Source organism: Bifidobacterium sp. RTP21102st3_E2_RTP21102_210122 (assembly GCF_040916945.1).
GTDB lineage: Bacteria > Actinomycetota > Actinomycetes > Actinomycetales > Bifidobacteriaceae > Bifidobacterium > Bifidobacterium longum.
In genome coordinates this window covers 340,825-361,727 of record NZ_JBCPAN010000002.1, presented here as the reverse complement: position 1 = coordinate 361,727, position 20,903 = coordinate 340,825, and the positions used below count along the sequence as shown (strand labels likewise).

The 20,903-nt window shown below is 61.3% G+C and carries 18 protein-coding genes; 5 read left to right on the top strand and 13 right to left on the bottom strand.

The window, feature by feature from the left end:
- Window positions 1–93: 93 nt before the first annotated feature.
- Window positions 94–795, bottom strand: coding sequence for a hypothetical protein (locus tag AB5287_RS03530; RefSeq protein WP_007051137.1), 702 nt, complete (start codon window positions 793–795; stop codon window positions 94–96).
- A 222-nt stretch (window positions 796–1,017) separates the two neighbouring features.
- On the opposite strand from AB5287_RS03530, the gene thrC reads away from it, so the two are divergent.
- Complete coding sequence (gene thrC, locus AB5287_RS03525) at window positions 1,018–2,508, top strand: threonine synthase (protein WP_007051138.1); 1,491 nt, start codon at window positions 1,018–1,020, stop codon at window positions 2,506–2,508.
- A 519-nt stretch (window positions 2,509–3,027) separates the two neighbouring features.
- Window positions 3,028–5,814 carry a calcium-translocating P-type ATPase, PMCA-type gene (locus AB5287_RS03520; RefSeq protein ID WP_010080791.1) on the top strand — a complete coding sequence of 929 codons (2,787 nt, stop codon included), beginning with the start codon at window positions 3,028–3,030 and terminating at the stop codon, window positions 5,812–5,814.
- A gap of 75 nt (window positions 5,815–5,889) precedes the next feature.
- Here the strand turns inward: AB5287_RS03520 and AB5287_RS03515 are convergent, their stop codons facing one another.
- The 7 genes from AB5287_RS03515 to AB5287_RS03485 all read right to left on the bottom strand — a co-directional run bounded on the left by AB5287_RS03515 (window position 5,890) and on the right by AB5287_RS03485 (window position 12,411).
- Complete coding sequence (locus tag AB5287_RS03515; RefSeq protein ID WP_015713414.1) at window positions 5,890–6,603, bottom strand: ABC-2 transporter permease; 714 nt, start codon at window positions 6,601–6,603, stop codon at window positions 5,890–5,892.
- A gap of 2 nt (window positions 6,604–6,605) precedes the next feature.
- Window positions 6,606–7,319 (bottom strand): ABC-2 transporter permease, encoded by a 714-nt coding sequence (locus tag AB5287_RS03510; RefSeq protein ID WP_368220659.1) that lies wholly within the window; start codon window positions 7,317–7,319, stop codon window positions 6,606–6,608.
- Window positions 7,320–7,325: 6 nt separating this feature from the next.
- Window positions 7,326–8,246 (bottom strand): ABC transporter ATP-binding protein, encoded by a 921-nt coding sequence (locus tag AB5287_RS03505; protein ID WP_015713412.1) that lies wholly within the window; start codon window positions 8,244–8,246, stop codon window positions 7,326–7,328.
- 21 nt (window positions 8,247–8,267) lie between these two features.
- The gene (locus tag AB5287_RS03500; RefSeq protein ID WP_015713411.1) at window positions 8,268–8,642 is read right to left on the bottom strand and encodes a GntR family transcriptional regulator; all 375 of its coding nucleotides are present in this window, start codon (window positions 8,640–8,642) and stop codon (window positions 8,268–8,270) included.
- 237 nt (window positions 8,643–8,879) lie between these two features.
- Window positions 8,880–9,527 carry an HAD family phosphatase gene (locus tag AB5287_RS03495; RefSeq protein WP_023658163.1) on the bottom strand — a complete coding sequence of 216 codons (648 nt, stop codon included), beginning with the start codon at window positions 9,525–9,527 and terminating at the stop codon, window positions 8,880–8,882.
- A gap of 29 nt (window positions 9,528–9,556) precedes the next feature.
- Window positions 9,557–11,383 carry a DNA repair protein RecN gene (recN, locus tag AB5287_RS03490; protein WP_131218246.1) on the bottom strand — a complete coding sequence of 609 codons (1,827 nt, stop codon included), beginning with the start codon at window positions 11,381–11,383 and terminating at the stop codon, window positions 9,557–9,559.
- Complete coding sequence (locus tag AB5287_RS03485) at window positions 11,383–12,411, bottom strand: NAD kinase (RefSeq protein ID WP_100988811.1); 1,029 nt, start codon at window positions 12,409–12,411, stop codon at window positions 11,383–11,385. The genes recN and AB5287_RS03485 overlap by 1 nt, the downstream gene beginning before the upstream one ends.
- Before the next feature lie 414 nt (window positions 12,412–12,825).
- Here AB5287_RS03485 and AB5287_RS03480 point away from each other — a divergent pair, with 414 nt between their 5' ends.
- From AB5287_RS03480 to AB5287_RS03470, 3 genes are all read left to right on the top strand, one after another.
- The gene (locus AB5287_RS03480; RefSeq protein WP_368220656.1) at window positions 12,826–14,124 is read left to right on the top strand and encodes a TrkH family potassium uptake protein; all 1,299 of its coding nucleotides are present in this window, start codon (window positions 12,826–12,828) and stop codon (window positions 14,122–14,124) included.
- A 50-nt stretch (window positions 14,125–14,174) separates the two neighbouring features.
- Window positions 14,175–14,837 carry a TrkA family potassium uptake protein gene (locus AB5287_RS03475; RefSeq protein WP_368220655.1) on the top strand — a complete coding sequence of 221 codons (663 nt, stop codon included), beginning with the start codon at window positions 14,175–14,177 and terminating at the stop codon, window positions 14,835–14,837.
- Between the two features lie 137 nt (window positions 14,838–14,974).
- Window positions 14,975–15,649: a hypothetical protein gene (locus tag AB5287_RS03470; RefSeq protein WP_368220653.1), complete on the top strand. Its 675-nt coding sequence runs from the start codon at window positions 14,975–14,977 to the stop codon at window positions 15,647–15,649.
- Here the strand turns inward: AB5287_RS03470 and AB5287_RS03465 are convergent.
- From AB5287_RS03465 to tyrS, 5 genes are all read right to left on the bottom strand, one after another.
- A complete protein-coding gene (locus AB5287_RS03465; RefSeq protein WP_007051151.1) occupies window positions 15,631–16,404 on the bottom strand; it encodes a TlyA family RNA methyltransferase in 774 nt (257 codons plus the stop codon). The two genes, AB5287_RS03470 and AB5287_RS03465, sit on opposite strands and share 19 nt — an antisense overlap.
- A gap of 105 nt (window positions 16,405–16,509) precedes the next feature.
- A complete protein-coding gene (locus AB5287_RS03460; protein WP_007051152.1) occupies window positions 16,510–16,656 on the bottom strand; it encodes a hypothetical protein in 147 nt (48 codons plus the stop codon).
- 4 nt (window positions 16,657–16,660) lie between these two features.
- On the bottom strand, window positions 16,661–17,701 hold the full coding sequence (locus tag AB5287_RS03455; RefSeq protein WP_007053603.1) for an HAD-IIA family hydrolase: 1,041 nt from the start codon (window positions 17,699–17,701) through the stop codon (window positions 16,661–16,663).
- Window positions 17,702–17,709: 8 nt separating this feature from the next.
- Window positions 17,710–19,497, bottom strand: coding sequence for a lipopolysaccharide assembly protein LapB (locus tag AB5287_RS03450; protein WP_011068271.1), 1,788 nt, complete (start codon window positions 19,495–19,497; stop codon window positions 17,710–17,712).
- Between the two features lie 27 nt (window positions 19,498–19,524).
- Entirely contained in the window at window positions 19,525–20,847 is a 1,323-nt protein-coding gene (tyrS, locus tag AB5287_RS03445; protein WP_007051155.1) for a tyrosine--tRNA ligase, read from the bottom strand.
- Window positions 20,848–20,903 lie beyond the last annotated feature (56 nt).

Below are 20,903 nucleotides of genomic sequence, written 5' to 3'. Positions count from 1 at the left end.
GCATTGCCCGTTTCGACCCATATTGCACCGAAGATAGCCGGGGATATAAGCGCGGCTCCCTCTGATGAGGGAGCTGCGTACATCCGCAAAAAATCAGTGAATCTGGTCCAGGTCGGGGTAGAGCGGGAAGTCTTCGGCGAGCTTGTCGACGCGGGCCTTCAGCGCGGTCACGTCGGCGGACGGGCCGGCGGCGAGCGCGGTGCCGATGATGTCGGCCACCTCCTCGTATTCCTTCGGTCCGAAGCCGCGGGTGGCCAGGGCGGACGTGCCGATTCTCAGGCCCGAGGCCACCGAGGCCGGGCGCGGGTCGAAGGGCACGGTGTTGCGGTTGATGGTGATGCCGCAGGCGGCGAGCAGATCCTCGCCCTGCTGGCCGTCCATCTCGCTGTTGCGCAGGTCGACCATCACCAGATGCACATCGGTGCCGCCGGTCAGCACGGAGATGCCGTTGGCCTTGACGTCGTCGGCCAGTAGTCGTTCGGCAAGGATCTTGGCACCGTCGAGCGTGCGCTGGCGGATGATCTCCGGGTCGGTGCGGAAGGTCTCGGGGTTCACGCCGTACGCCTCGGCGTGGTAGAAACGGCCGGGGTAGCCTTCGGCGTATTTGTTGGTCAGCACGGAGCCCTGGCATTGCAGTACCGCTCGCGGCACGAAGTTCTCAGAGGCGATCATCTCAAGGCCACTGCGCTGGCGGCCCAGTTCGGAGTCCAGCAGTTCGGCGATCTCAGGATCGGTTTCGCAGATCGGCGCGTTGAAAGCATCGGTTGCCTTCTGCGCAAGGGGTGAAGCGGTCATGGGTGCTCTTTGGTATAAGCGACAATTGATTCGCCGTTGTCGCCTTACCGTATGGCCCGTTTGCAGCCGGCCTGTTCCATGATATGGCCGGTCCCCGTTCGATGGCAATGGTGATTTTCGCCGGTGCGACCGGTCGGTTATGCGAGACGGACGGCCCTTCTGCCCACGGCCCACGCTAGACTGATGTGGATTCATCATCCCTTTCAGGCAGAAGGATTCATCGTGACAACCACCTTCCATTCCACCCGTAGCACCACCGATTCGCTGACCGCCAAGCAGGCGATTCGTAAGGGCATCGCCGATGACGGCGGCCTGTTCGTTTCGGACGCGTTGGGCAAGACCAAGGTGGACGTGGCCTCCCTGCCGGGCAAGTCGTACCAGCAAATCGCCGCCGAGGTGCTGGGCGCGCTGCTGCCGGACTTCACGGCCGAGGAGCTGGGCCAGTGCATCGCCGACGCCTACGGCGAACAGTGGTCCGACGAGCGCATCACCCCGCTCAAGCCCCTGGGCGACGATTACGTGCTCGAACTGTTCAACGGCCCGACTTCCGCGTTCAAGGACGTGGCGCTGCAGATCCTGCCGCGCTTCATGGCGCACACCACGCCGGCCGATGGCGACGCGGACGAGAAGATCATGATCCTCACCGCCACCTCCGGCGACACCGGCAAGGCCGCGCTGGCCGGCTTCGCGGACGCCCCGGGCACCGCGATCACCGTCTTCTACCCGGAAGGCAAGGTCTCCCAGGTCCAGGAGCTGCAGATGACCACGCAAGCCGGCTCCAACGTGCAGGTGGCCGCCGTGGAAGGCAACTTCGACGACGCCCAGTCCGCGGTCAAGCGCATCTTCGGCGACCGCGCCCTGGCCGAGCGTCTCGCCGGCAATTCGCACGTGGTGCTTTCCTCCGCCAACTCCATCAACGTGGGCCGTCTGGTGCCGCAGGTCGTCTACTACTTCTCCGCTTACGCCCAACTGCTCGCCGACCAGGTGATCAACGTCGGCGATGAGGTCGAGTTTGTGGTCCCGACCGGCAACTTCGGCGATATCCTCGCCGGCTACTATGCCAAGCTGCTCGGTCTGCCGGTCAAGCACCTCGTGGTGGCTTCCGACAAGAACAACGTGCTGTTCGACTTCCTGACCACCGGTACCTACAACCGCCAGCGCCCGTTCTTCCAGACCATCTCCCCCTCGATGGACATCCTCATCTCCTCCAACCTGGAGCGCATGCTGTACTACTTGTCCGAGGGCGACACCCGTCTGATCTCCATGCTGATGAACGACCTCAACAAGTGGGGCACGTACGAGATCCCGGAAGAACTGCTGGCCAAGATTCGTCAGATCTTCGGCACCGGTTGGGCCGATGAGGATCAGGTACGCGAGTCCATCAAGCACTGTTGGGACGAGAACCACTACGTGATCGACCCGCACACCGCCTGCGGCTACTACCTGCTTGAGCAGATGCCGCGCGACCCGCTGACCCCGCGCGTGCTGCTCTCCACCGCCAGCCCCTACAAGTTCCCGCGCGTGGTGAACGAGGCATTGGGCTTCGACGCCACCGGCACCGACTTCGAGTGCATGGATGTGCTGGCCCACGAGACCGGCACCACCGCCCCGGCCGCCCTGCGTGGTCTTGAGACCGCCGACGTGCGGTTCAAGGACGTCGTGGCCATCGACGGCATGGAAGATTACGTCGAAAAGGCCGCCCAGGCGCTGTGATAGTCCGCTGACGGCACTAACTGACAATTCCCAACCGATACATGCTTTACCAGCATGTATCGGTTTTTTGTTTTCTGATGTCACAAGTCGAAGGTCCAGGCATGTTCAAGCATGTCCGAGCCTTGTCACGCGCGGCTTTCTTGCGGCTTTTCACCTGCAACGAGCCAATGGCGTGTTGCTTGTTTTTTCTAGGAAGGCGGGAATCGCCATGCTGCCGGCGAACGGGAAAATCCATGTGGTTTGTTAGGTTCTGTTTCTGCAACTGAATAGTCCCATGAGGGAGTAGACAGCATTGCGGCGAAGGGCTCGGCCCAAACCGCAATGTGGCAAGTCAACATCGTGGCCGTCGGCAGTTCCGTTACGGTCTGGCTTTGCCTTAAATGACGAGACTCATGTACCGCGGAGTATGCGATACATGGTCGTCAACGATTCGTTTGGCTGCGTGCCGCCATGTTGCGCGGTACGCGAGTGATATTACGCGGGTTTCAGTGCGGTGTGTCAACCAAACGAGAGGAACATATGACCACGGCCAACGGGCAGACGCCCGCACCATTCATGCAGGATGCGCCAGCAGTCATCAGCACGCTGGGCACCGATGCACATCAAGGCCTGACCAGCGAACAGGCCGCGCACAACCTGAACCAGTACGGTCCCAACGCCTTCACCAAGCCGAAGCCGGAATCGATGCTTTCCCGCATCGTCAAGACGGCCGCCGACCCGATGCTCATCATGCTTATGATCGCGGCGGCCATCACCCTGGGCGTCAACATCACCCGCGCCATGGCCGGCGGCCACGCCGACATTCTCGAATGCGTGGGCATCTTCTTCGCCATCGCCCTGTCCGTGACAATCACCGTGGTGATGGAGAGTCGCAGCGCCAAGGCATTCGAAGCGCTGAACGACATCAATGACGACACGACCGTCACCGTGGTGCGCGATGGCGAGGTCACGCTGGTGTCGCAGCGAGACATCACCATCGGCGATGTGCTGCAGATCAGCACCGGCGACAAGCTGCCGGCCGATGCGCGCCTCATCGAATCGAACGATCTGACCGCCGACGAATCCGCGCTCACCGGCGAAAGCGTGCCGAGTGCCAAAGCCGCCGACGCCGTGTTCACCGACCCGAAGACCCCGGTGGCCGACCGCACGAACATGCTGTATTCCGGCTGCTTCGTGACCGCCGGCAATGGCCGTGCCGTGGTCACCGCCGTGGGCGACGACACCGAGTTCGGCAAGATCGCCCGCGAACTGCGCGCCGCCAACACCGGTATGACGCCGCTGCAGGAGAAGCTCGCGAAGCTCGGCAAGGTGATCGCCGTGGTGGGCTCGATTGTGGCCGCACTGGTGTTCGTGCTTCAGGTGGCCCGGTTCGTGGCTTCCGGCACCGCCTCGTTCGACACGATTTCCGAGGCGTTCATCACCTCCATAACGCTGATCGTGGCCGCCGTGCCCGAAGGCCTGCCGACCATCGTGGCCGCGTGCCTCGCGGTGAACATCATCAAAATGTCCAAGCAGAACGCGCTGGTCAAGAAGATGGTGGCGTGCGAGACCATCGGCTGCATCAACGTGATCTGCTCGGACAAAACCGGCACGTTGACCCAGAACCGCATGACCGTGATCGAGGCGTACAACGCGCCGGGCCGCGCCTTGGAGAAGCCCGAGCAGATCAGGAACCGCATGCTGCTGGAGAACTTCTGCGTCAACGGCACCGCCGACGTGACCTTCCCGGGCGCCACCGAAGCCGAGGCCGGCGCGATGCCGGAATTCATCGGCAACCCCACCGAATGCGCACTGTTGGTCGCCGCGCACAAGGCCGGACTCGACTACCGGATTCGCCGCGAGCGCGCGACGGTGCTCCACACGTATCCGTTCTCGTCGGAGACCAAGAGCATGACCACTGTGGTGCGTGACGGCGACGGCATTACCGTGTTCGCCAAAGGCAGCCCGGAGAAGATGCTCGACCTGTGCGCCGTCGACGCCAAGACGCGCGGCGAAATCGAACGGGAAATCGCGAAGTTCCAGGCGCAGTCCTGCCGAGTGCTCGGCTTCGCCCACCGCCATATTTCCGATAAGGACGCCGACACTGCGGCTCTCGATTACGCTGCCGACCGCGCCGGCTTGGAATCCGGCATGATGTTCGACGGCTTCGTGGCCATCGTGGATCCCCTGCGCGAGGATGTGCCCGGTGCCGTGGAGCGCTGCCGCAAGGCGGGCATCGAGCTCAAGATGCTCACCGGCGACAACATCGTGACCGCCACGGCCATCGCCAACGAACTCGGCATTCTGGACGAGCGGCATATCGCCGTCGAGGCGCGCCAGATCGAGGAAATGAGCGACGAGGAACTGTCCCGCGAAATCGGCCGCATCCGCGTGATCGCCCGCAGCACGCCGGTTATCAAGATGCGCGTGGTGAACGCTCTGAAAGCCCAGGGCAATGTGGTGGCGGTGACCGGCGACGGCATCAACGACGCGCCCGCCATCAAGAACGCGGACGTGGGCATCGCCATGGGCATCGCCGGCACCGAGGTGTCCAAGGAAGCCAGCGATATCGTGATGCTGGACGATTCCTTTGCCACCATTGTCAAGGCCGTGCACTGGGGCCGTGGCATTTACGAGAATTTCCAGCGATTCATCCAGTTCCAGCTCACCGTGAACCTGTCTTCGGTGGTCGTGGTACTCGCCTCGCTGTTCAGTGGTCTGGCCGCGCCGTTCACCGCATTGCAGCTGCTGTGGGTCAACATCATCATGGATGGCCCGCCCGCGCTGACGCTCGGTATGGAGCCGATTCGCGACAATCTTATGGACCGCAGGCCCACCCGCCGTGACGCCGGCATCGTCTCGCGCGGCATGCTGGAGCGCATCATCGTCTCCGGCGCGTTCATCGCCGTGGTGTTCATGGCGCAAAGCTGGACGAACTTCATGGGCGGCACCGCCGAACAGCAGTCGACCATTCTGTTCACGCTGTTCGTGGTATTCCAGCTGTTCAACGCCTTCAACAGCCGCGAGCTGGGCAACGCCAGCCTGTTCGCCAATCTGCTGCGCAATAAGGTGATGATCGGCGTGTTCGCGCTGATGTTCGCACTTCAGGTGCTAGTGGTGCAATTCGGCGGCGCGATGTTCCGCACCGTGCCGCTGCCGATCGACATGTGGCTGAAAATCATCGCGGTCGGTTTCGGCGTGGTGGTGCTGCAGGAAGTTATCAAGACCGTCAAGCGCGCAGCCGCCGCCATCCGCGCGCGCCGCACGGCCAATGAAAGCGATTCCCAGCAACCGCACCAGCCAATCGCTCTGGATCTGGTGGACTGATAACACACCGATAACGGAAAGAGACCGACAGATTCCTGTCGGTCTCTTTTCATTCGCGGTCGGACAAATGCGCGGCTAGAGTTCTTTGGCTCGGTAGATGCGGATGGCTATAAGCATGGAGCCAAAATATGCGAGCAGACACAACACGGCGAGAACAAGCGCCGTATGCCACCAGATCGCCAGGAAATCGGTAATATTCAGCAAAAGCCATTGCCAGTCAACAGGCAATCGGGCCAACAGCGCAATGACGGCATACAAGCCAACCAGGACCACGCCAGAGGCCACCATCATCTTGCGGAAGGTGAACCGGTATGCACAGGCCAGCAGCACCGACCCAAGAATGATAGCCAAAGCGAAGATGAAAGCACCTGCTGCCAAGGTACCGATCCACCCCATATCTGCTATATCGCCAAAGACAATGAAGACGCCGCCGCATATCACCACGTCCAAAGCCCAGAGCAGGCCAACCACCAACAGAAAAAGGTACCGACCTACAACTTGTGCAGTGCGTGAAACGGGAATCAGCCCTCGCATGGCACTGGGCCCTGCAGATTCCTCGGATGACGCAGGCCCCAATGCACTCATACATGCCATCGCCGATGCCAAACCTCCGCATCCGCCCATCAGACCACTGGCAACGTGTTCATCGACGTGGGTCGGTATCATCACCAGCGATACCACGATAGACAGCACCGGGAAAACCAGCAGAAATACCATATTCGCCACGCTAAACAGACCCGTCCCGACACAATCGAATCGACATTGCTTTACTACGGATTTCCAGCTCATCGTCACCATTCCCTTGAAGCAAATATGCGAGAGGCAATTACATACGAGATTCCATATGCCACAACCGTCGTTGTCAATACCGCAATAACCAGCCACAATCGTTGCGCGATGATGGCATTCGCGGCATGGGCCAATCCTCTGGTCACCGAAGCAGGCAAAATAGATAGCAGTATGGATACAGCCAATACAACGACATAAATCACCATCATCGTGACTTGAAGACCGCCTAGTTTGGTCCACAGATAACCCGTGGGCACGATAAGCGCGACCATCAGCGCGGTGCAGAAACCTCCCAACGGCGCCGCCCACAGATTGCCCGCGAATGACCAATCCGGATTGACCAGCACTTGCAACCCGTCAATCAGCACGATCATCGATATCGACAATACGGAAATCACCAATCCAACCACATATCGCGCGGCCACCTGACTCTTCCTCGAAGCCGGAATAATGCCACGAAGCCGATATCCGTTCTGTAAGTCAGCAACCGCCATGGTCAGCACCCACATGGCACAGGTGAATACCGTCATGATGACACCCATGCGATAGCCGAAGCCATCACCATAAGCTTCACCTTGAAAGATGACGGAGAACAACGGTGCCAACAACAACGAGAACACAGTCCGTTCGCCGACGCACAGGTAGGCCATATCGACGCGCAATGCAGTGGTCAATGCATGTTGCCGAGACCGCGACACCCTCAGTATTGCCTCCATGGCCGCTCACCTCCCGCTCAAGTCACGATTGGAATCATGGGCATTGGTCAGTCGAATGATGTCATCAATGGAAGCCGATTCAACGACAAGCCCCGAAACCACCGACGCAACAGCATCAAGCCTGTCTGACCGGACCAGCGCATCGAATCCGGTGGCATACGTATGTGAGCCCAGCACTACGTCCGCAGGCAGTTGTGCCAGTTCGTCTGGACCGCCCTTAACCAGGCGGAACGATTCCTCAAACTCGTCTTTCGGACCGGTGTAGTAGAGACGGCCATCGGTGATGTAGGTAATGAAGTCAGCAGCACGTTCGAGGTCGGCAGTGATATGGGTGCTGAACAGTACCGAATGCTCGCCATCCTCAATGTAGGCATGCAGGATATCCATGAGTTCGTCGCGGGCAAGCACATCGAGTCCGCTGGTCGGCTCGTCGAGAATCAGCAGCTTGGCATCATGACTCAATGCGATGGCCAGCATCAGCTTCATCTGCATGCCGCGGGAAAGATCCTTGATATGTTTCTTGCCGTTCTGTGCGCCACCAAGGCCAAAAGTATCCAGATACTTGTGATAGCATCCACCGTCCCATGATGGATACAGTGGCGCGACAATACGTTCAATGTTCTTGACTTGCCACTGTTCATGCATGTAGCTGAAGTCGAACACCACGCCGAGTTGTTCTTTGACGGGCTCCTCGTTGGCGATGTTGTCGAGGCCGAGCACGTGAATCGAACCGGCGTCGCGGTGAATCATGTTGAGGATGAGTTTGATGAGGGTGGATTTGCCGGCGCCGTTCGGGCCGATCAGTCCCATGATGTAGCCCTTGGGCAGGTCGAAGGTCACGTCGTCCAGCGTGAAGCCGGAATCATAGTGTTTGGTGACGTCGGTGACCTGCAACGCCATCGCGTCGGATTCGGATATGGCGGTCATGTCCATGGTCCTTTCTTGAGGTTATTCCTTGCGGTATTCCTCTTCGAGCATGCGGTCCAATGCGTCCAGCGGAATGCCGGCGGCTTTGGCGCCCCGGCTTGCCTCGGCCAGGCTTTCACGAATCTGGGTTTCGAGCTGACGTTGCATCAGTTCGTTGCCCTTGTCCATCACGAAAGTGCCTTTGCCTTGGATGTTCTGCACCACGCCCTCATCGGCCAGTTCGTTGTACGCCCTGGTGACGGTGAGTACGGAGATGCGCAGCTCCTTGGCGAGTTTCCTCAAGGAAGGCAGGGCCTCGCCCGCCTTCAACTCGCCGCTGAGCACCGCCGAACGGATTTGGGTTTTGATTTGCTCGTAGATGGGTTCACCGGACACGGATGAGATGATCAGTTTCACCTATGCCCCTTTCGATTGTGGTTGACTAGCACCCCAGCTGTTTAGCTGTTATACAACACAGTATAACTGTTCTGCTTAACTGTCAAGGTGTGTTACATAACAGTTGAACAGTGAGCAAATACATCGTCAACTTATAGTGTCGAAACATGACTCGTGCCTACAATGGCCTCGGAAAGGGGTACCCATGCCCAACAACGCCCCGCCGACAGCCCCGCCAGCGGGGGTGTAACTTTTTTATCACAGCACGCGCGGAGCGTCGTGGAAGTCGAAGAGGACACCGTCGGCCAGGTGGCAGATCTCGGGCCAATCGGAGGCGGAGGAGTCGTCGTGCATGGCCCAGACCTTCATGCCGACCGATTTGGCCGACTTCATGCCGACCAGCAGGTCTTCGAACACCGTGCAGTCGACCGGCGCGGCGCCTAGGCGCTTGGCGGCGAGCAGATAGACGTCGGGCTGGTCCTTGCCGACGTCGTTCGCGTCATCGACGGAGACGATATCGTTGAACAGATCGAACATGCCGACGTGGCGTAGCGCCGGCTCACGCAGATGCGGGGGCAGCGAGGTGGCGACACCCAGTTTGACACCGGAGGCTTTCAGATCGCGCAGATAGTCAAGCGCGCCGGGTTTGGCTTCGACCGTGGTGGAATAGGCGACGCTGGCCATGTCGTCCCATTCCTGCATGAGCTCTTCGGGCGTGTCTGTAAGGCCGAAGCGTGCGATGGTGTATTCGGCGATCTGGCGGAATTGCATGGCGGAGACTTTGGTCATGTAGTCGGGCGGCACTTCGATTCCGCGCTTGTTCAGGAAGTCGATGTCGACTTGGTCCCAGACTCCCATGGAGTCTAGGAGGGTGCCGTCGAGGTCGAATATGGCGGCTTTGGCCATTTGCTAATCTCCTTCTTCTTCAACCACCCTCAGTCGCCTGCGGCGCCAGCTCCCGCCAGCGGGAGCGTAAGCCGAGAATCGGATAGGAGTTCTCGGGCGTGGTCTAGGGAGGCTTCGGATTCGCTGCCGGAGAGCATGCGGGCGATTTCGTGGACGCGGGTTTCGCCGTTGACTTCGGCGATGGTGGTGACCACGCCCAAATCGTCGTCATCGGCATCCGGCGGCTCCTTGGTGACCACGAACTGCGCGTCCGCCCACGAGGCGACCTGCGCCAAGTGGGTGACGACGATGACCTGCGCGCTGCGGGCCAGCCGTGCCAGACGTTTGCCCAGTTCGACCGCGGCCTTGCCACCCACGCCGGCGTCAACCTCGTCGAAGATGAAGGTCTGGTCGGCACCGCCGCGCGTGTCGGCGGCCACCAGTTCCAAGGCCAGCATCAGTCGGCTCAGTTCACCGCCCGAAGCGCTTTTGCCCATCGGCAACTGCGGCGACCCCTCGAACGGCGTAAACAGGAACGCGATATCGTCGCGACCATACGGGCCGAGCGGATCATCGGCCTTGTCTCGCGGCGTGACGCGCACTTCCAAGGAGGCGCCCAGCATGGCGAGCGAGCCGAGTTCTTCAGTGACGCGCGCGCCCAAGTCGGCAGCGGCAGCCACGCGCGCGGCGCTCAGCACGTCGGCGGCGGCGAGGGCCGCATCGTACAGCGTCTGCCGTTCGGATTCGAGTTCGGCGACCTTTTCCGGCGAGGCGTCCAGATCCTCCAAATCGAACGCCGCCTTGTCCCGCCAAGCGAGCACGTCGGCCAAGGTGGGGCCCCACCGACGGGTGAGGTCGCCAAGCTCGTGGATACGGCCGTTGATCTGGTCCAGATCCTCCACGCTGCCTTCGTCACCCAGCTCCTGGCTCAGGGCGAACACCACGTCGCCCAAATCGGCATTGATGGATTCAAGCCGATCGGCCTGCTCGGCGAACGTGCCGCCGACGCGAATCGCGCGCAACGAGGTCACCGCATGATTGATGAGTTCCACGGCCGAAGCGCCGTCGGCGGCGTCCACATCCACCTGCGAGGCATCCAGCGCGCCCAGCGCCGAACCCACGCCTTGGGCGATGTCGGCCGCGTTTTCGATGCGTTCGCGGCGCGCCTTCAGCTCCTCGTCCTCCCCCGGCTGCGGGTCGGTTCGGTTGATGCGGTCGATGGATTCGCGCAGGTAGTCGGCCTGTTGGCGGGCAGAGGATTCCTGCGAGCGCAGGCGTTCCAGCCGCTCATCCATGGCGGCCAGCGCATCCCACGCCTTGCGGTAGGCGGCCAGTTCGGCTTCGTCTCCGGCCACCCGGTCCAGAAACTCGCGTTGCCGTGCGGCGGCCGCGATTTTCAGCTGATCGGTCTGGCCATGAATGATGACCAGTTCGCCGGCGATGGCCCCCAGCACCGAACGCGGTACGGACTTGCCGCCGAGCACGGCCCGCGAACGTCCGGAAGCGCGTACGGTGCGGGAAAGGAACAGTTCGCCGTCTTCGGGGTCGACGCCCGCGTCGTGGGCTTTGGCCACGGCCGCGGCAGCACCGGTGAGCCCGCTGTCAGAATCGTCAGAACCGGCATCGTTGGTGTCGCCGGAATGTTCAGATGCGACGGCATCATCCGCGAGCGCGAAAATCGCCTGGGCCCAAGCCTCGTCCGCCCCGGCCGAGACGCGCGAGGATTCGGCGGCCCCACCGGAGACCAGTCGGATCGCGGAGAGCAGCATGGATTTGCCGGCGCCGGTCTCACCGGTGATGGCGGTCATGCCTGCGGCCGGCGCAATGGTGGCTTCTCGAATCGGCCCCAGATTGCGGATATCGAGTTCTTCGAGCATCAGGCTCCTGCCTTGCCGTCGCGTTCGCCCGGCTTGTCGGGATCGGTACCAGCGACGCCAGCGTCACCGGCAACGGCAACGGCAACGCCAGCCGCATACGCGGCCGCCGGGAACGTATGCCCGTGATGCAGCGACTGGCTCGAGGCCTCATTGCGCGCGTGCTCGCGCCAGCCGACCACGGGCAGATCGAACTTGGAGACCAGACGGTTGGTGAACGGCACGCCGGAGAGTCGGGCGAGGCGCAAGGTATCGCGCGATTCGCGCACCATGACGCGCGTACCCTGCGGCAGGGCGCGCTGGCGGCGGCCATCGCAGCAAATCCAGCCTTCGGACATGGATTCGTCCAGAATATCGATGGTGAAGGTCGAGCCGGAGCCGATGATCAGCGGCCTGGCGAACAGGGCGTGCGCGGCCAACGGAATCAACTGCAGGGCCTTGACGTTCGGCCACATGACCGGACCGCCCGCGGAGAAGGCGTAGGCGGTGGAACCGGTGGGCGTGGATACGATGACGCCGTCCGCGCCGAACGAGTTCATTTCCACATCGTCCACGCGGATGGACAGTTCGACCATCTTGCCTCGGTCGGCGCGTTCCAGCGTGATATCGTTCAGCGCCCAATCCTCGATGGGCTTGGTGGCACCGGGCAGCCAGACGTCCACATGGGCGATCATGCGTTCGTCGATCGAATAGTCGTGGGTGGCGACCCGGCGGATCGCCTCGTCGATCTGGAAGCTTTCGAATTCGGCCAGGAAGCCGACATGCCCCATGTTCACGCCGAGAATCGGCACCTGGGTGCAGTGGACGAGTTCGGCGGCGCGCAGTATCGTGCCGTCGCCGCCCAGGACCACGACGATTTCGGTGTCGTCCGACACGCACGGCGGCTGCACACCGAAATCGGGGGCCTCGGTGTTGTCGATGATGGTGACTTCGAAACCGGCCACTCGCAGCTGGCTCACCGCCTCGGCCACTACGGTTCCGGTCTGCCTGAGCCTGGTATGCGTCACCACCACCGCGTTGCGCTTGGCCATGGCATCCTCCTGTCGATTCGGTCGCACTGCTCATTATTCTAGCCGCAGACACCGTCATCACTCGTACAGGTGTTCGAAAAATGCCGCTTCGTGGCGCGTCGCCGACAACGTTCCGCAGAGTCGATTAACGTAAGGCTTCGGCATACAATGGCATACAGCCGCGCGATCACCGTACGCGTGCCGTGCGCAGCGCGATGGCATGCCGTATGACCATACAGCAGTATCAGTTGAGGAGCTTGAGGACCCATGGCCAATGACTTCGACGAATCCTCCGCCAATGAGGAGGCCTCGAAGGGCCTGTCATGATGGTATTCGGCCGATGTACTGAGCCGAGACAAAAGCGATAAAACCGCCAAACGCATTCGCCGCATCAGCATCACCGACCGTCTGCTCAGGCACCCGGGCCGTCTGTCCATGGTGTATTTCGGCGCACTGATCATCATCGTCACCGGCTTGCTGCTGCTGCCGATCTCCACATCGGACATCATCTTCACCAACTTCCCGGTCGCGTTCTTCACCGCCGTCTCGGCCCTGTCCACCTGCGGCATTCCGGTGGTGAACACCGGCGAATACTGGTCGACGTTCGGCCAAGTTGTCATCCTATTCTCCATCCAGTTCGGCGGCCTGGGCGTCATGACCTTCGCCTCGATGGTGGCTCTTGGCGCTTCCCGCAGACTCAAGGTCTCCCAGCGCATGCTTACCGCGAACGAACTGGGCACCACGAAGCTTTCCGAGGTCAAAGGCGTACTCACCATGGTATTGGGCACCTCCATCATCGCCGAGGTGCTTACCTTCGTGCTGCTGCTGCCCGACCTGTTCCGCGTGAACCACGGCAATATGGGACGTACATTGTGGCAGGCGCTGTTCTACGCGGTATCGGCCTACAACAACACCGGTTTCACGCCTGACGCCACCGGCCTGCATGTGAACCGTTGGGGCGTGGGACTGCCGATTCTCATCAGCGCATTCATAGGAACGCTCGGCTTCCCCGTGGTGCTGAATCTGGTGCAGTGCGCACGCCGACATCTCAGCCCGAAACGTTGGACGTTGCACACCAAACTCACTTTGGTGACCACCGCTGTGCTGGTGGCCACCTCACTGGCTTGGTTCCTGCTGGCCGAGTGGGGCAATACCGGCCTGTTCCCCGCAGACGGTCCCGGCATGAAGATGCGCCGTGCGATGAGCGCCGCCGTCATGCCCCGCTCCGCCGGTTTCGATATTTCCTGGGTGCCCGAAGTCACGAATGAGACCAAAGTGTTCATGAGCATACTCATGTTCATCGGCGCAGGCTCCTCATCCACCGCCGGCGGCATCCGTGTCACCACGTTCGCGGTGATTCTCTTGATTTGCCGCGCCGCATTCACCGGCCATCGCGATGTCACCGTGTTCCGCCGCCGTATCCCCCGCCGCATCCAGATGACCGCCGTGTCCGTGACCACGGCCTGCTTTGCGCTGGTTATGGTCGGTGCGATGATGCTGATGTTCACCACCGGCTGCGCGTTCGTGGACGCCGTGTTCGAGGCCTGCTCGGCCTTCTCGTTGGGCGGTTATTCGGTGAGCGTGGCAAGCGCCGGCAATCCGGCCAGCCTGTTTATTCTGTCCGCCGAGATGATTGTCGGACGACTTGGCCCGTTGACCATCGCCTACTCCATCAGCAGACCGATGGCTCCCGAACCTATTCGTTATCCGCAGGAAAACATTATCGTTGGCTGATCGGCCATTCAATCGGCACACAGAAATCCGGTATAGAGAGGACCATCATCATGGCAGCAAAACCGAGCGGCAACAAAAGCGTGCTGGTCATCGGCCTGGGCCGTTTCGGCGGGTCCGTGGCCGCCACCCTCGACCAGATGGGTCAGGATGTGCTCGCCATGGATAAGAACCCGGAGCTTGTGGCCCGTTGGTCCGCGCATCTGCCCACCATTCAGGCCGACATAACCGATGTGCTGGCCATCGAGCAGATCGACGCCTCCCAGTTCGACACGGCCGTCGTGGCCATCGGCGACAGCATCGAGGCTTCGGTGATCATCACCGGCAACCTGCTGGACGCCGGCGTTTCCGACCTGTGGGCCAAGTCCGTGTCCCAGGAGCATGCGCGCATTCTGCAGCGCATCGGCGCCCGCCACATCATCAACGCGGAGACCGATGCCGGCAAGCGCGTGGGCCATCTGGTGGCCGGCAATTATCTGGATTACATCGAAATCGACGGGCCGTACACCGTCGTCAAGGTCCACACGCCCCTGTACGCGGTAGGCCGCAGCATCGAGGACGTACAAGTACATGACAAGTACGGCGTGACCGTGGTGGGCCTCAAGGCCCCAGGCAAGGAGTTCCAGTACGGCTCCAAGGAACTGGTCATGCATCGCAACGACGAACTCATCCTCATGGGCAAGCAGGATCAGATCGACCACTTCATCCAAGGCTAACCCCCTAACTGCGCTCGCTATACCCCCTATCTGCTCACATCGTGACCGATATAACCCCCTCAACATGGATGCGCTCATTATTGTGGCAATAAGCCATAAAGCTGTACGTCCATATTAATAAGGGGAGTTTTATCATCATGGGCAAGCATACGCAGAATTGCACGCTGATAGGCAAAGGAGTCTACGGCACCATAGGAGTGGACCAACGTTCCCGTCTTGCCGATGGCGCGCATTTTCACACCATGATTGTGACCAGCACCCTCGAGGCCTCAGTTATAGAAGGGGACAAACTGGTCATCAAAAGTGGCATTGTGCGGTGTGATGGTGATATTCGCGTATCCAGCATCAGCGGCAGCGGCGACATCGAAGTCGGCGGCGACATTATTTGCGATGAAATAACCTTTACCGGCAAACTACGATGCAACGGCGATATCGTTTGTTCCGGAAATCTGTCCGTCAATGGCCCCCTAGGCACCCGTCATATTAGCGGTCAGACAGTCCGCTTGAACGGCGTGTTGAAGGGTCATGACGTCAACAGCAGGGCTCTGGAAGTTCATCCACTCCGCAGTACGATGTTTTCCCGTTTTGATATGGATGGGTATGAGGATGGCAGCACGGTTCGCCATATCACAGCCGTCACGGTTGAAGCCAACCATCTGCAATGCCGGACTTTGACGGCGGACTCCGCCATGCTACGCAACGGCAGTGCGGTGGAAAGCGCCACGTGTGCCACCGCACTAGGCATCGACCGTACCTCCAGCGTGCTGCTGGTGAACGGAGACTGCCAACGCATTCATCTCAAGACAGCGTAAAGCAGGTATTCCTCATTACCGTGGGTGCCGATGATGGGACTATCGGCAGTGGCCACCACGTCAAGTCCGTGCTGTTCAGCACAGGCGACCACGTCGTGTAATGCCCGCTCCCGCAATGCCGGATCTTCAACGATGCCGTTTTTGCCGAGTCCTGCCCGGCCGACCTCGAACTGCGGTTTGACCAGTAACACAATCTGCGCACCGGGAGCCGCGATGCGCGCGATTACCGGGATCACATAGGTCAGGGAAATAAAGGAGACGTCGGAAACGATCATCGCCGGCCGGTAAGGCAGGTCGTCGGCCTCTACTTCGCGAATGTTGACGCCGCTCATTTCGATGACGTGCTCGTCATTGGCGATGCGCGGGTCGAGCTGGCCGTGCCCAACGTCGAGCGCTACGACTTTGGCCGCTCCCCCGCGCAACAGTACGTCGGTGAAGCCACCGGTGGAGGCACCGATATCCAGACATTCCAAGCCTTCCGGCCCGGTAAGGCCATTGCCGGCAAAGGTTTCGAACGCGCCCAAGAGTTTGTAAGCGCCTCGGGAGACGTAGTCGTCGCCCTTATCCACGGCGAGTTCGCTGTGCCCGGCTTTGACCATGAACGATGGCTTGGTGATGGTCTCGCCGTCCACGCGCACATGCCCGGCCTTGATGAGTCGCTGCGCTTTGGCCCGCGATTCGACCAGTCCCGAAGCCACGAGCATCATGTCAAGTCGGTCAAGTGGAGTCGCGGGATCGATATGCTGCTCGGTCATATATCTTCCTTTCGGCCCACCATCCACCAACGGGGTGGCTCGGCATGGAGCCACCATCCAGCACTTCACGTCATCTTCCGCTGGCGGGAGAATGAATCACCTCTGCTAGCTGCGGCTGTTATCAAGCTCGTGTTGTAAGGATTCCAGCACGTTGCGATAGGTCTCAAGCTTGCGGTCGTTGTCTTGTTCATCGATATCCGCAAGTTCGGGGTATCGCTCGGTGACCGGCGCATGTTCGCTATCCGTAGGCATAGGACTATGCCTCGATGGCGAACACCGGTACCGTGGCCTCGCTAAGCTGTGCGCCTTGGTCGGCGGCTTCCCATGCGGCGCATACGGCGGCGCGCAGGCCGTCCATACTGGTGGGGTCGCTGACGTGTACCTGGCCGTTTTCAAACCAAGCGCTAGCCTTGCGGCATTCCCAAGTACCGCTCTCATCGCGGACCGGCTCCGGTTGGGCTTCGCCGAGTTCACGCAGATCAGGGGCGATGAATGTGGGCCTCAGGTGTGACGGAGCCAGCATCAGTTCGGTCGGGTTGGTGACACCGGTCAGCACCGCCAGCGAATCGTAGTCGCCGCGGTTACCGGCCTCGATATCGGTGTCGAGGCGGTCGCCAATGGCGATGGACGCCTCCTTGGGCACCAAATCGTGGCCTTCGGCGGCGTTCAGTTCGCGGGCCTCATCGTACATGTACGCTTCCGGCTTGCCAGCGGAGGCGACCGGTTCGACGCCGGTGGCCGTGATCACGGCGCGAATCATCGATCCGCAACCGGGGGCGATGCCCAGTTCACGAGGAATCGTTAGGTCGCGGTTGGTCACGAAATACGTGGCTCCGGCCTCGACCGCGAACGCGGCATCGGCCATCATCTGCCAAGTCATATCCGGATACCAGCCCTGAATGACGGCCTGCGGGCGGTCCTGAGGACCGTCCACGATGGTCAGGCCGTTGCGGGTGACCTCATCGCGCAAATGCTCGGCGCCCAATACCTGTACGCGCGCGCCGGCGGGCAACGCCTTGGCCACCATACGGGCGGCCACCACCGAAGAGGTGATGACCTGCCACGGCTCCACGTCCAAGCCGAAGCCCTTGAGCTGGTCGGCCACCACGTGCTGGAAGCGCGAGGAGTTGTTCGTGGTGTATTCGATGGTCATGCCGGCGGCTTCGGCCGCACGAATGGAATCGGCCGCGTATTCGACCGGATTCTTGCCGCGATACACCACGCCGTCGAGGTCCAGCAGCGCAAGCTGATAGGCCTCGGCGAGCGGGCGATCGGTGCCTTTGAGGAAACGGGTCATTACGCCGTTCACTCCTCGGTTTCGGTTTCGGTTTCGGGTTCGGTGGAGTCGGAGTCGGCGGATTCGGCGGAATCGTCAGCCTCGGCGTCATTGGCGGAATCGGTCTCGGTCTCGTCGGCCTCATCAGACTCGGCATCACCGTCTTCAGCCTCGTCATCCTCATCGCCGTATTCCTGCTCCGGATCCGGGGCGTACTGCGCCTCATCCGGATCGATGCCGAGCTTTTCGAGCACGTCGGAGTCGTCGGTGATGTCTTCGAGATCGTGATCGATCACCACGTCGTCGCTGTTTTCGTCAATCTCCTCGTCGGCATACTGGTCCTCAAGACGGTCCAGCAGGTCGTTGAGCTGCTCGGCTTCCTTGCTGCGGCCGGCCTCTTCAAGGAAGTACTGCTCGGCCTGCACGGCACGCATGCGGTACTCACCCGGCAGCCCCTGGGAACGGCCGACGGTGTGAACCACTTCAATGGCCTTGTCCCACATCTCCAAATCGCCAAGGGCACCGGCGTACACCAGGAACATCTCGACCTTGGGAGCGCCATGCAGCTGCTTGCCCTCATCGGACAGCGCCAGTTCCACGGCCTTCTTCGGCTCTCCGACGCCACGCTCGCAGTCAGCGATGAACGGCAGGTAGTCGAGGAAGCCGTTCATACGGTAGGCGGTGCGGAACTCACGCAGGGCCAGCTTGTAGTCGCCCTGACGGTAGGCCACGAACGCAAGCGTCTCGCGGGCGAAGTCGATGCGGGAGGCCTGACGGGCCACCCACTTGGCGTGCTCCAAGGCAAGTTCGGGGTCGCTCTCCTCCAGCGCGAAAGCGGCGAGGATGTGCAGACCAATGTTCTCCGCGTGCTCCTTGGACAGGCCGCGCAGACGTTCGCGCTCATCCTTGGACAGCATCGACCATTCCATGCCCTTGGGCATCTTGGGCTCGTCGGGACGACGGTCGGTGTACGGGTTCTGCGAGGGGAAGCTCATCGTGCCGTCGGAGTTACGGCGCGGGCGCCTCATGTATTCAGAGCGCTTCTCCTCACGGTACTGGCGCTTCTCTTCCTGCGAAAACTCGCGGAATTCGCCGTCACGACGGTTGTTGTCGCGGCGATCGTCACGGCGGAAGTCACGACGATCATCGCGGCGGTCGTCCCTGCGGAAGTTGCGGCGGTCGCCATCACGGCGATCGTCGTCGCGACGGAAGTTGCGACGCTCACCATCGCGGCGGAAATCACGACGATCGTTATCCCTGCGGTCATCGCGACGGAAGTCACGACGGTCATTGTCACGACGGAAGTCACGACGGTCCCCATCGCGACGGTCGTCCCTACGGAAATCTCGGCGGTCGTCGTTGCGGCGGAAGCTGCGACGCTCACCATCGCGGCGGAAATCACGACGATCGTTATCACGGTGCTGGTAGCGCGGATTCTCGCCGTTCTCGCCTTCGTGGGAACGGTAGCCGCCTTCGCGGCGCGGCTTGAAGCCTTCGCCGTCACGGCGCGGACCATTGCCGCGGTAACCGCCCTTGCCGCCGAAGCCGGAGCGGCCGCCCTTGTGGAAGCCGCCGGACTTGCCGTACGACTTGCGGTAGCCGCCGTGGCCCTCGCCATCACCGTCACGGCGCGGCGCGTAGCCCTCGCCATCCTCACGGCGACGCGGCTTGAAACCCTCACCATCATGACGCGGCTTGAAACCGCCCTTGCCGCGCGGCTTGAAACCCTTGCCGCCGCGGTTGCCCGGTCGGCGATCGCCATACCCCTTATGGCCGCCGCCGTAAGACTTGCCGGAACGCTCGTTACCTTCTGCCATTACTTGTTTTCCTTAATTCGTTGTTGATTAACGGTTTTCCACGGCGCCGAGCGCCTTCTTGCCACGACGGATAAGCGCGAAGCGGCCTGCCAGGAAGTCGGCTTCGGCCAGCACCTGCTCCTCATCCTCGATACGGTTGTTGTTGAGATACACGCCACCGGACTTGATGGCGCGGCGTGCCTCGGAAGCGGACTTGAACAGTCCGGCAGCCTGGGCGGCGTCGATTACGCGATCGCCGGGCTTGGAGACGGGGAAGACGTGCTCGCCGTTCTCGTCGACCACCTTGAAACCGTCGAGCACGGATTCCAGCGTTTCCTCGTCGATGTCTTCGAGGTTGCCACCGCGGCCGAACAGCGCACCGGAAGCATCGATGGCAGCCTGGGTAGCGGCCTCGCCATGCACGAAGCTGGTGACCTCCCAGGCAAGGGTCTTCTGGGCCTCGCGCTTGCCGGGGTTGGTCTTGGATTCCTCGACCAGTCGTTCGATTTCGGCCTTGGGCAGGAAGGTGAACGCCTTCAGCAGGCTTTCCATCTCCACGTCCGGGCGGTTGATCCAGAACTGGTAGAACTTGTACGGGCTGAGCATCGTGGCGTCGAGCCAGACGGCGTTGCCCTCGGACTTGCCGAACTTCTTGCCGGAAGCATCGGTGATAATCGGGCTGGTGAACACGTTGACGTCCACACCGCGCACCTTGTGGATCAGGTCCAGGCCGGAGGTGAGGTTGCCCCACTGGTCGGAGCCGCCGAGTTCCAGCGTGCAGTGGTATTCGTCAAACAGGTGGAGGAAGTCGTTGCCCTGCAGCACCTGGTAGCTGAACTCGGTGAAGGAGATGCCTTCCTCAGAGTTCAGGCGGCGGGCGACCGTGTCCTTGGCGAGCATGGTGCCCAGACGGAAGTTCTTGCCGACGTCACGCAGGAAGTCGATGACGGTCATCGAGGCGGTCCAATCGTAATTGGACACGAAACGTACGGCGTTCGCGCCTTCGGTGTCCAGAATGCCGCCGATCTGATTCTTCAGGCGATCGGCCCAGCCGGCCACCACGTCCTTCGGGTTAAGCGTACGTTCGCCGGACTGGCGCGGGTCGCCGATGAGTCCGGTGGCGCCACCGACCAAAGCGATCGGATGATGGCCCGCAAGCTGCAGGTGACGCATGTTGATGAGCTGCACGAGGTTGCCGATATGCAACGATGCAGCGGTGGGATCGAAGCCACAATAATAGGTGATGGGCTCGCCGTTCAGTGCTTCTGCGAGTCGATCCCGGTCCGTGGACTGGGAAATCAACCCGCGCCATTCCAGTTCCTCAAGCAGGGTGTTGAAACCCGCTTCCTTGAAGTCGGTGACGTGAGCCATAGCTTGTCGCTTCTCCCTATCGAATTGTGAATAAGACTGCCCAATTGGGCACAGTC

What these genes read in the sequence shown, in the direction of transcription:
- tyrS (WP_007051155.1), bottom strand. Translation starts at nt 20,847, where the DNA reads ATGGCTCACGTCACCGACTTCAAGGAAGCGGGTTTCAACACCCTGCTT.
- AB5287_RS03485 (WP_100988811.1), bottom strand. Translation starts at nt 12,411, where the DNA reads ATGGCCAAGCGCAACGCGGTGGTGGTGACGCATACCAGGCTCAGGCAG.
- AB5287_RS03515 (WP_015713414.1), bottom strand. Translation starts at nt 6,603, where the DNA reads ATGAGCTGGAAATCCGTAGTAAAGCAATGTCGATTCGATTGTGTCGGG.
- recN (WP_131218246.1), bottom strand. Translation starts at nt 11,383, where the DNA reads ATGCTCGAAGAACTCGATATCCGCAATCTGGGGCCGATTCGAGAAGCC.
- AB5287_RS03460 (WP_007051152.1), bottom strand. Translation starts at nt 16,656, where the DNA reads ATGCCTACGGATAGCGAACATGCGCCGGTCACCGAGCGATACCCCGAA.
- AB5287_RS03465 (WP_007051151.1), bottom strand. Translation starts at nt 16,404, where the DNA reads ATGACCGAGCAGCATATCGATCCCGCGACTCCACTTGACCGACTTGAC.
- AB5287_RS03510 (WP_368220659.1), bottom strand. Translation starts at nt 7,319, where the DNA reads ATGGAGGCAATACTGAGGGTGTCGCGGTCTCGGCAACATGCATTGACC.
- AB5287_RS03505 (WP_015713412.1), bottom strand. Translation starts at nt 8,246, where the DNA reads ATGACCGCCATATCCGAATCCGACGCGATGGCGTTGCAGGTCACCGAC.
- AB5287_RS03475 (WP_368220655.1), top strand. Translation starts at nt 14,175, where the DNA reads ATGGCAGCAAAACCGAGCGGCAACAAAAGCGTGCTGGTCATCGGCCTG.
- AB5287_RS03480 (WP_368220656.1), top strand. Translation starts at nt 12,826, where the DNA reads ATGGTGTATTTCGGCGCACTGATCATCATCGTCACCGGCTTGCTGCTG.
- AB5287_RS03520 (WP_010080791.1), top strand. Translation starts at nt 3,028, where the DNA reads ATGACCACGGCCAACGGGCAGACGCCCGCACCATTCATGCAGGATGCG.
- AB5287_RS03450 (WP_011068271.1), bottom strand. Translation starts at nt 19,497, where the DNA reads ATGGCAGAAGGTAACGAGCGTTCCGGCAAGTCTTACGGCGGCGGCCAT.
- AB5287_RS03530 (WP_007051137.1), bottom strand. Translation starts at nt 795, where the DNA reads ATGACCGCTTCACCCCTTGCGCAGAAGGCAACCGATGCTTTCAACGCG.
- AB5287_RS03455 (WP_007053603.1), bottom strand. Translation starts at nt 17,701, where the DNA reads ATGACCCGTTTCCTCAAAGGCACCGATCGCCCGCTCGCCGAGGCCTAT.
- AB5287_RS03470 (WP_368220653.1), top strand. Translation starts at nt 14,975, where the DNA reads ATGGGCAAGCATACGCAGAATTGCACGCTGATAGGCAAAGGAGTCTAC.
- AB5287_RS03495 (WP_023658163.1), bottom strand. Translation starts at nt 9,527, where the DNA reads ATGGCCAAAGCCGCCATATTCGACCTCGACGGCACCCTCCTAGACTCC.